A 12,174-nucleotide genomic window follows, 5' to 3' on the forward strand; every position below is an offset into this window, starting at 1 on the left:
CTTGCTACCAAGCGATCGAAAAGACCTAGTGCCGAACGGTCGCCCGCGCCGGGCTCTCGGCACCTAAGGTGACAGACCGCTAAGAGATAAGTGCCGAGCCATGCTCGGCAGAGGCCCTGCCGGCCAAGCGTCTGTAGGAGCGGCGTAAGCCGCGAAGCCCAAGATCCGGCAGATTGCGGACCAGTTGGTGATCACAATGGTGCCGGTTTCGCGGCTTACGCCGCTCCCACATCGTTCTTGCATGTGGATGGATGGCCTGGAAAGCCTCTGCCGAGCATGGCTCGGCACTACACCGGCCTTACCGGGAAAGCTCCTGCCGAGCATGGCTCGGCACTACACAGGCATTGCCTGGAAGGCCCTTGCCGAGCATGGCTCGGCACTACCGCTTGCCCCTTTTGCCTGTGGCGAAGGGGCTTGGGCGATCAATCTTCGAAATCGGTCTCTGCTGCCGGGGCTGCATCGGCTACCGGGCGCGGGCTGCGCTTGGCGGTCTTGCTGAGCACTTCGACGTAGAACTGGGTGTTGCCAGCGGCTACCAGCGCGTCGATTGCGCGGAACAGCTCGTCATACGCCACCGGCTTGGCCGAGGCTTCGTCCACGCCCAGCTTGCTGTCGAAACCCCAGGAATCGGCGCCGGCCGGCAGTGCCTTGCCGCGCTCACGTTTGGTGTACTTGCGGATGTCGTGCTTGCTGGCTTCCAGCAGGCGGTCGGGGTGCTTGCCTTCGATGGCGAGGCTATAGGTCTTCTTCACGGGAATCTCGTTGCTGCGCCAGCCCGGTTGGGCCGGCAGGGAATGGCACCATTATCGGTGCAAACGGCTTGACCGTGGTTCAACCGCGTCGGGCGACCAGCAGCCAGTTGTTGAATGGGGTATTGCCGTACAGCGGGGTGAGCCTGACGGTCAGGCCGCATTGTTGCAGTAAAGCGCGCAAAGAGTCGGCATCGGGGTAGTGGCGGGGCCTGAACTGCATCCAGCCGATCAGGTTGGCCGCGCGGTCGCCGATGCGCGAGATTCGGCCACGGCGGGTTTCGTCGGCCAGAGCCATGCGCATCACCAGCCGGCCGTCATCCTCAAGCATTGCCGCCACATTGCGCAGCAGGGATCGCTGGGCGTCGTCGGGCAGATATTGCAATACGTCGAGAATGGCGACGCTGCCGCGATGGGCGGGCAGGGTGGTAGCCAGATCCATGACGTCGAAGGTGCTGGCGCTGAGCGCCGAGCGCTTGGCGACATTGTTTGCCCGCCGAATCTTGGCGGTGTCGTTGTCGACGCCCCGGTAGGGCATGGATTGCCCGTCGTGGCGCAGTGCATGCGCCAGCAGGCCCAGGCCGCAGCCCATGTCCAGCAGCGGTGCGCTGCTGCCGCTTAGTGCTTCGAGCACGCCGGGATAGAGCGGGTCGCTGCGCAGTTTGCCCAGCGTGTAGTAATAGTCCCAGCGGTTGCCCCAGGGCTGTATTGGAGCAAATGCGCTGGCGATGGCCTTGGCGGCATCAGCCGAAAAGGCTTGATGGCCGGCATGCTCCGTCACGTGGCAGGGGTTGCCTGCAGCAGTTCCGCAGCTACCGGCAAGGCGGTTTCCATCCAGCGCTGGTACATGGCGGCCGAAGGGTGCAGACCATCATCGGCCAGCATTTCCACCGTTTCTCCGCCGTCGCGGCTGGTCGGGGTGATGTCGACGAAGGCCACGCTGTAGTCGCCGCAGCAGGCGTGCGCGGCGGCGTTGAAATCGTCGATCTCGCGGGCGACTTGCGCCGCATCGCGGCCGTTCTGCTGCGCGTACGGGGTGAAGCCCCAGTCCGGCGTGGACAGCACCAGCACCCGTCGCGGGTCTTCGCCGGCCAGGGCAATCGCGCGCTGCAGCAGTTGCTCGAACTGCTGCCGGTACTCAGCCAACGGCCGCCCGCGGTATTGGTTGTTGACCCCGATCAACAGGCTCACCAGTGCGTATGGCCCTTGCGGGGCTTCGGCGTCGATGGCAGCAGCCAGCTCGTCGGTGGTCCAGCCGGTGGTGGCGATGACCTGCGGGTCGTCCAGCACGATGCCTTGTGCGCGTAGCGCGGCGGCGAGCTGGAACGGCCAGGTATCGGCTTGGGCCACGCCTTCACCGATGGTGTAGGAGTCGCCCAGCGCCAGGTAAGACGTGGAGGTGGCTGCGGTTTCGCTGATCAAGACCAATCAGCCCACCGCGCTGCGCGGCTTGAGCTGCACGACCTTGGTGACTGCCTCGGCGCGCCGGCTGAGCAGCTTGTCGATGCGGCCGAACACCTCGCGCATCACGCTGGCCTCGGGCAACAGGGTCACGCGGAAGTGGTTGCGGTAGGGCACGTTGAAGCTGGAGCCCGGCACCACCAGAACGCCTTCTTCTTCCATCAGCTGCAGGGCGAAGTCGTGGTCGTCGAAGCCTTGTGCGGCCGGGCCGACGACTGCCGGGAAGGCGTATAGCGCACCCGACGGCACCACCAGCGACAGATGCTCGCTGGCCTCGCAGGCCTCGATCACCGCGCGGCGGGTTTCGTACAGGCGGCCACCGGGGCTGCACAGTTCGGAAATGGTATCCGGGCCGTTGACCGCGGCTTCGATGGCGTACTGGCCGGGCACGTTGGCACACAGGCGCAGCGCACTGAGCAGGTCGAGTGCGGCGCGGAACTCGCCCAGCTGCTCGCCGGCACCGGACAGCAGCATCCAGCCCACGCGCCAACCGCAGGCACGGTGCACCTTGCTCAGGCCGCTGAAGGTCAGGCAGGGGTGATCGCCGGCCAGCGGTGCGACCGGCTGGAACTGCGTGCCGTCGTACAGGATCTGGTCGTAGATTTCGTCCACCAGCAGCAACAGGTTGTGCTTGCGGGCAATGGCGACGATTTTTTCCAGCAGCTCGCGCGGGTAGCTGGCGCCGACTGGGTTGTTCGGGTTGATCAGCACGATGGCGCGGGTACGCGAGGACACCAGTGCTTCCATCTCCACCGGATCGGGCAGGAAGCCGTTTTCCGGACGGCAGCGGTAATACACCGGGCGACCATCGTTGAGGATGGTGGCAGCCGACCACAGCGGGTAATCCGGCGAGGGCACCAGCACTTCGTCGCCCGGGTTGAGCAGGGCGCGCAGCGACAGGTCGATCAGCTCGGACACGCCATTGCCAAGGAACACGCGGTCAGCCACGGCATCGGGCGCACCACGGCGCGCGTAGGCGGCGGCGATGGCTTCACGCGCTACCGGCAGACCCTGCTGATGGGTGTAGGGATCCGTGCGGCCCATGTCATCGGCGATGGCGTGCTGCAGGTGTGCAGGCGCGCGGAATCCGAATGCACCGGGATTACCGATATTGAGCTTGATGAGCTTGCGGCCCTGGGCCTCCAACTCCCGCGCTCGTCGGGCCAGTTCACCACGGATTTCGTAGCGGACTTCAGACAGGCGTTCACGGGTGGCTAGCGGTTTGACAGGGCTTGACATTTTCTCAGGGCCATCAAGGGCATGGACTTCGCATGGTAGCTGAATTGTTGCGCTGCGGGGCGGGGGTTTGCGGGCCGGCCGCAGGGGGCCTGGATTGGGGATTGGTTGCAGGTAAAAGCAAGCGTTCAAGCAAGGGCAACGGCGCCCCTCTCCAACCCTCCCCTTGCCTTGCGGCAAAGGGAGGGAGCCAAGCCTTGCCCCCTCCCTTGCGCGCAGCGCAGGGGAGGGCTGGGGAGGGGTGTTCTTGATCTGCCTTGGCTCCAGCCCCAGCCTTCCAGTCCCAGCCCAGATCCAGGCTCAACTGAACCGCCATTCCCGGCGCCAAGCCCCACCCCGGTAGAATCACCCAATGACTGATTCCATCGACTTCGATTCGCTGCGCCATATCGGCTGGCCCTGGCCCGGTGCTCCCGAGGACCCGCAATGGCAGGAGGCCTTTGCCGCCCACCCGCAGGCCCGCCCAGGGCGGGTGATCGAGCAGCACCGTTCCGGCTATGTGGTCGCCGATGCGCCCGATAACAGCCTCAAGACCGAGTCGCCGCCGGAATGGCAGCGCCCGCGTTTCCCCAGCCATGAGCGTGCGGCGGTAGGTGACTGGGTGCTGCTGGACGGCAAGCGCATCGTTGCGCTGCTGCCGCGGCATACCTCGATCAAGCGCGGTGCCGCCGGTGAGCATTATCACCAGCAGGTGATCGCGGCCAATATCGATACGGTATTCATCGTCTGCGGCCTGGATGCCGACTTCAATCCGCGCCGCATCGAGCGCTATCTGCTGCTGGTTGGCGGCGGCGGTGCGTCACCGGTGGTGGTGCTGACCAAGGCCGACCAGACCGAATACAGCGAAGACGCGCTGGCGGTGCTGGAAGATCTGGCCGCGCAGCAGATTCCGCTGCTGGCGATCAACGGCAAGGACCCGGAAAGCGTCTCTGCCCTGCTGCCTTGGCTGGGCCCTGGCAATACGGTGGTGCTGGTGGGTTCCTCCGGTGCCGGCAAATCCACCTTGACCAACACGCTGTTGGGCGAGGACCGGATGAAGACCAACGAAGTGCGCAGCAACGATTCGCGCGGTCGTCATACCACCACCCATCGCGCGCTGATGTCGCTGCCCTACGGCGCCTGCCTGATCGATACACCCGGCATGCGTGAGCTCAAGCCGACCGGTGAGGAAACCCTGTCCGAAGGTGGCTTCGCCGATATCGAAGAGCTGACCACGCAATGCAAGTTCCGCAACTGCTCGCATCACAGTGAGCCGGGATGTGCGGTACAGGAAGCCATCGAGCGCGGTGACATCGATGAAAGCCGGCTGGAGAGTTACCTCAAGCTGCGCGAAGAAGTGGCGTTGGCTGCAGCCAAACTTGCCCAGCGTCAGGCCGAGCAGGCCACCGAACGCAAACATACCGGGCGCGGTGCGCAGTGGCGGCCGATAAACAAGGGCAAGCGGCGCTGAAGCCGCTTGCTGCTTCGGCTCCCTCCCTTTTGCGCCGCAAAGGGGAGGGTTGGGGAGGGGTAAGCTATTCGTGCATTGATGCGGTCGCGGCTTCGCGGCTTATGCCGCTGCTTCGGCTCCCTCCCTTTTGCGCAGCAAAGGGGAGGGTTGGGGAGGGGTAGGCTGTTCGCGTCGCTGATGCGGTCGTGGCTTCGCGGCTTACGCCGCTGCTTCGGCTCCCTCCCTTTTGCGCAGCAAAGGGGAGGGTTGGGGAGGGGTAGGCTGTTCGCGACGCTGATGCGGTCGTGGCTTCGCGGCTTACGCCGCTCCTACAACAAGCGCGATGGCTGCGTTTTATTACCTGATTTGAACGAGGTAGGCATGGACACGGTTGATACCCACAACGATCCAGCCATCAACCATCACGCCGCGCTGGATGCGCGGATGGTGGCGGCGGTGAAAGGCATCCGTCTGCTGAGCCTGACGAGCTGGCCGGCCAATACGCAGGCCCCGTTCCTGGAAAGCGTGGCGCGCGGCAACCCGCTGCTGCCGCAGGTGGACTATCCCAAGCTCGACTTCAGCGAAACGCGGCGCGAGTTGGCCGCAGTGATGGAAGCGGTGGACGCGAGCCATCCGCTGGGTAGCTACATCCAGGATTCGGCGCGCAGCTGGGATCTTGCTGCCAGCCTGTTGGAAGGCCTGGGCACGCGCGCGGTGGATGACTATTCCACCCAGTTGTTCGGTGTGCCCGAGCAGCCGATGCCGGGCAATGGCCCGACCACACGCGATGCGGCGCGGCATTTCATCCAGATCGCGCAGGAGCTGGACCACGAATTGCTGGCACCGGAGGAGCAGGTGCCGGTATCGGCCACTGCCTTGCAGCTGATGCTGCAGAGCGACCTGGATGAGTTCTTCGCCGGCCGCATGATCACCGTGGAGCTGGACCCGGAACTGATTGCCAAGGCTGCGGCCGGCGCAACCCGCATCCGCCTGCGCACCCGCGCCACCTTCAGCGCCTACGACCGCGCGCAGCTCTACCACCACGAAGCGTTGGTGCATTCGCTGACCGCGCTCAACGGCCGCGATCAAGTGATATTGCCCAGTCTGGCGCTGTCTTCGCCGCGTATCACCGCGACCCAGGAGGGCCTTGCTACGTTTGCCGAGCAGATCACCGGCAGCATCGACATCCAGCGGCTCAAGCGCATCAGCCTGCGTATCGAGGCGATCGCGATGGCGCGCGATGGCGCCGATTTCATCGAGGTCTTCAACTACTTCCGTGGCGCTGGGCAGACTGCCGAGGAGAGTTTTTCCTCCGCACAGCGCGTGTTCCGTGGGGTTCCCACCAGCGGCGGCGCGGCCTTCACCAAGGACACCGTGTACCTGCGCGGGCTGGTGTCGGTGCACACCTTCTTCCGGCAGATGCTGCGCGATGAACAGCTGCAGACCTGTCGTTGGCTGTTTGCCGGCAAGATGACGCTGGAAGACGCACAGACGCTGACGCCGTTGTTTGAAGCCGGGGTGCTGGCACCGCCGCGTTGGTTGCCGCAGTGGATCAACCGCGCCAATGGCCTTGCCGGCGCATTGGCGTTCTCGCTGTTCGCCAACCGCATCCGCATGGATCAGATCAGCGAAAGCTGAGTTGGCTCAGGGCGTGCCCAGCAACTGCTGTACCGCGCGTTCGCCACTACCCATCGCCAGCGTCCAGCCGAGCATGCCGTGGCCGATGTTGCAGGCCAGACCATCGCCGAGGTTCTTGATGATCGGTGAGGTCCATGGGGTAACCGGACGCAGACCGGCCCAACTGCTTTCGATGTGCTCGTAGTCGGCTGCCTCAGGCAGCGAGGCGCGTGCCTGTGCGATCAGTGTTGCCAGCCGCGCCGGCTCGGGCGCGGGATTCCAGTCGTTGAGGTCGGCCAGGCCGGCAACGCGGATACGCTTGCCCAAACGGCAGAACACCAGCTTGCGCTTGGTGTCGGTGATGCTGGCCTTGGGTGCATTTGCGCCCAACGGTGCGGTGAAGGAATAGCCCTTGATCGCCATCACCGGCATGCGTAAGCGCAGCGACTTGAGTAGCGCCGAGCTGTCGATGCCTGCGCAAACCACCACACGTTGTGCCTGCAGCTTGCGGCCGTCGCCGGCCTGCAACTGCCAGTGACCATCGGCACGGCGCAATGACTCCGTATCGAAGCCGAACAATGCCTGCACGCCGTACTGCTGCTGCAATACCTGCAGCAGGCCTTGGCTGAAGCGGTAGGGGTCGCCGGCTTCCTCCTCGGGTGAGTAAACCCCGCCGGCCAACCACGGTGCGTCGCTGAGTGCCGGTTCGATGGCGGTCGCTTCGGCCGCGTTGACCAAGCGTTGCTGCACGCCGTAGCCGCGCTTGAGCGCGATCATCGCGGCGGCTCCCTGCACGCCATCGACGGACGGGTACAGGTGCAGCTTGCCGGAGACCTCGTGGTCGAAATCGATGGGGTGTTGTTGCAGCAAGGCCTGCATGGCCTGGCGCGATTCCAGCGCCAGTTCCAGTGTGGCCAAGGTGTTGCGCTGCAGTCCGGCCGTGTTGGCCTGACGCAGGAAAGCCAGCCCCCAGCGCAGGAAATCCGGATCAGCCGACCAGCGTGTGCGGAAAGGCCCGTTGCGGCCGAACGCCATTTCCGGCAGTTGTGCCCAGGTCGCCGGGCCGGCCATCGCGTCGGTATAGGCGTAGCTGAGCTGTGCGCCATTGGCGAACGAGGTGCCTAATGCCGGGCCGGCGTTGCGGTCGAGCAACAGCACCGAGCAGCCGCGCTTTGCGGCGGCATACGCGGTGGCCAGCCCCACCACGCCAGCGCCGATGATGACGAGGTCATGACTGGAAAAAACGTGGGGTGCAGCGTTGGATGTCATCAGCGGAACGGTGCTACTGGGCAGGTGAGAGCCCATTGTCGCGCCAACCCGCGCACAAGGCACGGGTATGGCGCACGGAACCGACTGCTTAGTGCGGCCAGAAGTTGAGGAAGCCGGTGATGATCAGCGCATTGATGAAGTCGATGAAGAATGCGCCGACCAATGGTGCCACCAGGAAGGCGCGCGGCGCCGGCCCGTAACGCTGTGCCAACCGCCGCATCACGGCCATCGCGTTGGCGGTGGTGCCGAGCATGAAGCCGATGAAGCCGCCAGCCATCACTGCCGCGTCGTAGTCACGGCCCATCAACCAGTAGATCGGTGCCGCGAACAGCGCAACCACCGATACCTGGATGATCAGGTTGACCAGCAGCGGCAGACCCATGCCAGCCAATTCCCACAGCTTGAGATCCATCAGCGCGATGGCCAGGAACAAGGCCAGGCTGATGTTGCCGATCAGATCGGTGGTTGGCACCGACAGCTTGATCCAGCCGGTGTAATCGTCGACGTTGCGGATGATGGCGCCCACCAGCATCGCGCCGATATAGGTCGGCAGGGTCAGGCCCATGCCTTCGAAGCCCTTGCCCACCCACACGCCGAGCCACATCGCCATCAACAGCACGACGATGCTCTTGAGTGCATCGAACTCGCGCGCGGATTCGCTGGGGTAGCGCACGGTTACCGCTTCGTCCTCACCGAGCTGCGCGCCGGTGGCTTTCTGGCTGGGATGAGGCACCTTGAAGCGCTGCATGAGCACGGTGATCACCGGGCCGCCAACCAGACCGCCGCAGATGATGCCGGCCATTGCCGCCGTCACCGCCAGGCTTTCCGCGCCGACCAGACCGGCCTGCTCGAAATGCCCGGCAAAGGCCAGGCCAGTGGCCGGGCCGCCGGTCAGCGTTGCCGAGCCGGCCAGCACGCCGAACATCGGATTCAGGCCGAACATCTTGGCCACACTGATGCCGATCAGGTTCTGCAGCACCGCAAAGATGCTGCCGATCAGCAGGAACAACATCACCTGCTTGCCGCTGACCCGCAGCAGCCGCACGCTGGCATTGATGCCCAGCGTGGTGAAGAAGGCCACCATCAGTGGAGTCTTGAGGGTGGTGTCGAGAGTGAACAGGGTGGTCTGCTGACCATGCGCCCACCACACGGCCAATGCCACCAGCAGGCCGCCAACCACCGGTTCAGGCAGGTTGTAGCGGCGGAAAAACGGGATGGCACGGCACAATGCGTAGCCGGCGAACAGGGTCAAGCCCGCGAAGGCGACCGTCTGTACGGCGTCAAGTTGAATCATAGGGGTGGGGACCTTACACCAGCAAAGGGCGAACTTTGTCGTTCCTTACGCACAATAGCAACCGGGCCTATTGGCACTGGACCGGCATAAGGGCCAGATCGGTGCATGCAGAGGTGTAGTGCCGAGCCATACTCGGCAAGGCTTTGTCAGCACTGTAGTGCCGAGCCATGCTCGGCTGAAGCTTTACCGGTAATGCCGCAGCACTGTAGTGCCGAGCCATGCTCGGCAGAGGCTCTCCCGGTAAAGCCCCTGCCGAGCATGGCTCGGCACTACAGTTAGGGCTGCCCGGTAAAGCCCCTGCCGAGCATGGCTCGGCACTACAGTCAGGGGTGTCCGGTAAGGCTCTGCCGGGTATTCCTGCTTGGCTCAGTCGCGCTGCGGGCGCTTGTAGGCCACGCAATCCACTTCCACCTTGCAGTCCACCACCATGCGGCTTTCCACGCAGGCGCGGGCCGGCGGGTTGTCGCCGAAGTAATGCTTGAACACGCCGTTGAAGGCGTAGAAGTCGCGGGCGTCGTCCAGCCACACGCCGCAGCGCACCACATGCTCGGGGCCGTAGCCGGCCTCGGCCAGGATCTCCAACACGTTGCCGATGACCACGTGCGACTGCTCGGTCACCGTGCCGGCGACCAGTTCGCCGTTGCGCATCGGTACCTGCCCGGACACGAACAGCCAGCCGTCGGCTTCGACTGCGCGCGAGAACGGCATGTGCTGCTTGCCTTGGCCAACGCCGCCTTCGGCGCCATAGCGTTTGATGTCACTCATCGGTATTCCTTTATATGGGTACAGCGGTTGCAACTCAGGCTGCCGGGGCAGCCTCGGGGCAGACAAAACGGCCAGCGCGGGCAACGACCTGCTTGCCGTCGTAACTCAGGCAGCCGTTGACCCAGACCGCGCTGATGCCTTCGGCGGCGCGGATCGGGTCGTGGAAACTGGCGGTGTCGCGTACCCGGGCCGGATCGAACAGCACCAGGTCGGCGCACCAGCCGGCACGGATGAAGCCGCGCGCGCCCATCGCGAAGCGCGACGCAGGCAGACCCGTCATCTTGTGCACGGCGGTATGCAGCGGGAACAACTGCTCATCGCGGGCGTAATGGCCAAGCACGCGCGGGAAAGTCCCCCATAGTCGCGGATGCGGACGCGGATCGCGTGGCAAACCATCCGAGCCGATCATGGTCAACGGATGGGCGAGGATCTGGCGGACGTCGGCCTCGTCCATGCCGTGGTAGACCGCGCCGGCCGGTTGCAGGCGGATCGCAGCATCCATCAGCGACACATTCCAGTCGGCAGCGATCGCAGCCAACAGGCGCCCCCCCTGGCTGGGTTCGGGCTCGGACCAGGTGATCAGGATGTCGAAGGCATCGGTGACCTGTTTCAGGTCCAGGGTCGAGGCGCTGGCGGCGTACGGGTAGCAATCGCAGGCGACATCCTGGGTAGCCGAGGCGGCATGCAGGCTGGCCAGCACTTCGCCACTGCGGCCCCAGTTGTCGATGCCGGCGCACTTCAGGTGCGAGACGCGCACCGCGGCCTGCGGTGCACGTGCGGCGTGGAAGGCTTCTTCCATTGCATCGAGGATGCCGCCGAATTCGTCGCGCAGGTGCGTGGCATACAGACCGTTGCGCGGTAGTTCCGTGGCCAGCGCATCCACTTCCGAAGACGGGGCGCTGAAAGCCGATGCGTAGGCCAGGCCGCTGCTCAGCCCCAATGCACCTTGAGCGAGGCTGTCGCGCAGCTGTGCCCGCATCGCGCTGATTTCAGCGTCGCTGGCGGCGCGGTCAAGCCGGTCCATATGGTTCTGGCGCAGGGCAGTGTGGCCGACCAGCGCAGCCACGTTCACGGCGGGGCCGGCGAGTTCCACCGCCTTGCGGTAGCTGGTGAAATCCGCGTAGCGGAAATCCTCGGCGTCGCCCAGCAGGTTCATCGGGTCCGGTACCTGATCGCGGATCTGCACCGGGCTGGCGCTGATGCCGCAATTGCCGACTACAACGGTGGTCACGCCCTGCGACAATTTGCTGAGCATGTCCGGGTTGCGGATCACTTCAAGGTCGTCATGGGTATGCACGTCGATGAAGCCCGGCGCCAAGGCCAGGCCCTGTGCGTCAACCACATTTGCTGCCGCCGCGTCGCCAAGTTGGCCGACCGCGACGATACGCCCGGCATTGATGGCCACATCACCCTGCACGCCAGCCTGGTCGCTGCCATCGAATATCAGGGCATTGCGTATCAAGAAATCATGCATGGATCAGTCACCCAGCGGCAGGCGCGAATCACCGCCGCGATGGCGGTCCAGCGCCAGCTTGATGCGGCGCAGGTGCTCGTGGTTGGCGTTGGCATCGCTGAGTGCGGTGGTGGTGGCGAGCACGTCGATCGCCAGCATCATCGCGTAGCGCGACGCGGAGGGTTTGAACACGAAATCCGTTTCCTCGATCTGGATCGGCAGCAGCCAGTCGCTGCGCTCGGCCAGGGCGGTGCCAGCCTGGGTGATGGCACCGATGCGGGCGCCGTAGGTACGGGCGATGTCGGCGGCGGCGACGATTTCCGGGGTGATGCCGCTGACCGACAACACCAGCACCAGATCTTCCGGGCCCAGCGTGGCGCCGATGATCTTCATCATCAATGAGTCGCTGCAGGCCGAGACCGGGCGGCCGAAGCGTACCAGGCGGCTCTGCAGTTCCTGTGCGAAAACGGTGGAGCAACCGCCCAGGCCGAAGATGTGGATCATCCGCGCCTTGCACAGCGCATCGGCCAGGCCCTGCACCACGTCTTCTTTCAGGTTGGCGATGTTGTGGCGCAGGCTTTCCTGGATGTCATCGCAGATCTGCGCGTACAGGGCGGACACCGGCGGCGCATTCTGCTGCTCCAGGAAGCGCTTGCCCACCGCGCTGGCAGAGGCCAGACGTGCACGCAGTTCGCGCACGTGTTCGCAGCCCAGTGCCTTGGCGAAGCGCGAGATGGCGGCGGCGCTGACTTCGGCGCGTTCGGCCAACTCGCTGACCCCGTACTGCGCGGCGGCATCCACGTCGGCGAGGATGGCTGCGGCAATGCGCGCTTCCACCGGGCTGAACTCGTGCTGGCGCTGGCGCAGCTCATAGACGATATCGAACGTATTCTGCGACATG

At 64.9% G+C, this 12,174-nt stretch carries 11 protein-coding genes; 2 read left to right on the plus strand and 9 right to left on the minus strand.

Annotated elements, in window-relative coordinates; translation table 11 throughout:
• Positions 1-422: 422 nt before the first annotated feature.
• The 4 genes from ACVOMB_RS04780 to ACVOMB_RS04795 all read right to left on the minus strand — a co-directional run bounded on the left by ACVOMB_RS04780 (position 423) and on the right by ACVOMB_RS04795 (position 3,449).
• A complete protein-coding gene (locus ACVOMB_RS04780; RefSeq protein WP_481530126.1) occupies positions 423-752 on the minus strand; it encodes a DUF6172 family protein in 330 nt (109 codons plus the stop codon).
• A gap of 79 nt (positions 753-831) precedes the next feature.
• A complete protein-coding gene (locus ACVOMB_RS04785) occupies positions 832-1,530 on the minus strand; it encodes a class I SAM-dependent methyltransferase (protein ID WP_481530127.1) in 699 nt (232 codons plus the stop codon).
• Positions 1,527-2,168 (minus strand): SGNH/GDSL hydrolase family protein, encoded by a 642-nt coding sequence (locus ACVOMB_RS04790; RefSeq protein ID WP_481530205.1) that lies wholly within the window; start codon positions 2,166-2,168, stop codon positions 1,527-1,529. The genes ACVOMB_RS04785 and ACVOMB_RS04790 overlap by 4 nt, the downstream gene beginning before the upstream one ends.
• Positions 2,169-2,177: 9 nt before the next feature.
• A complete protein-coding gene (locus tag ACVOMB_RS04795) occupies positions 2,178-3,449 on the minus strand; it encodes a pyridoxal phosphate-dependent aminotransferase (RefSeq protein ID WP_481517827.1) in 1,272 nt (423 codons plus the stop codon).
• A 349-nt stretch (positions 3,450-3,798) separates the two neighbouring features.
• Between ACVOMB_RS04795 and rsgA the strand changes: the two genes are divergently transcribed.
• Together rsgA and ACVOMB_RS04805 are read left to right on the plus strand one after the other, a co-directional pair.
• Entirely contained in the window at positions 3,799-4,896 is a 1,098-nt protein-coding gene (rsgA, locus tag ACVOMB_RS04800; RefSeq protein WP_481530128.1) for a ribosome small subunit-dependent GTPase A, read from the plus strand.
• A 360-nt stretch (positions 4,897-5,256) separates the two neighbouring features.
• A complete protein-coding gene (locus ACVOMB_RS04805) occupies positions 5,257-6,513 on the plus strand; it encodes a flavohemoglobin expression-modulating QEGLA motif protein (protein ID WP_481530129.1) in 1,257 nt (418 codons plus the stop codon).
• 6 nt (positions 6,514-6,519) lie between these two features.
• On the opposite strand, the gene ACVOMB_RS04810 is transcribed toward ACVOMB_RS04805, so the two are convergent.
• The 5 genes from ACVOMB_RS04810 to ACVOMB_RS04830 all read right to left on the minus strand — a co-directional run bounded on the left by ACVOMB_RS04810 (position 6,520) and on the right by ACVOMB_RS04830 (position 12,173).
• A complete protein-coding gene (locus ACVOMB_RS04810; RefSeq protein WP_481530130.1) occupies positions 6,520-7,761 on the minus strand; it encodes an FAD-dependent oxidoreductase in 1,242 nt (413 codons plus the stop codon).
• Positions 7,762-7,849: 88 nt separating this feature from the next.
• Positions 7,850-9,055, minus strand: a complete 1,206-nt coding sequence (gene gltS, locus ACVOMB_RS04815) for a sodium/glutamate symporter (RefSeq protein ID WP_481530131.1) — start codon at positions 9,053-9,055, stop codon at positions 7,850-7,852.
• Between the two features lie 366 nt (positions 9,056-9,421).
• The gene (locus ACVOMB_RS04820) at positions 9,422-9,820 is read right to left on the minus strand and encodes a RidA family protein (RefSeq protein WP_481530132.1); all 399 of its coding nucleotides are present in this window, start codon (positions 9,818-9,820) and stop codon (positions 9,422-9,424) included.
• A gap of 34 nt (positions 9,821-9,854) precedes the next feature.
• Positions 9,855-11,294: an N-acyl-D-amino-acid deacylase family protein gene (locus ACVOMB_RS04825; protein ID WP_481530133.1), complete on the minus strand. Its 1,440-nt coding sequence runs from the start codon at positions 11,292-11,294 to the stop codon at positions 9,855-9,857.
• Positions 11,295-11,297: 3 nt separating this feature from the next.
• Positions 11,298-12,173: a MurR/RpiR family transcriptional regulator gene (locus tag ACVOMB_RS04830; RefSeq protein WP_481530134.1), complete on the minus strand. Its 876-nt coding sequence runs from the start codon at positions 12,171-12,173 to the stop codon at positions 11,298-11,300.
• Position 12,174: the final 1 nt, after the last annotated feature.

It is taken from the genome of Stenotrophomonas sp. STEN018 (assembly GCF_056760235.1).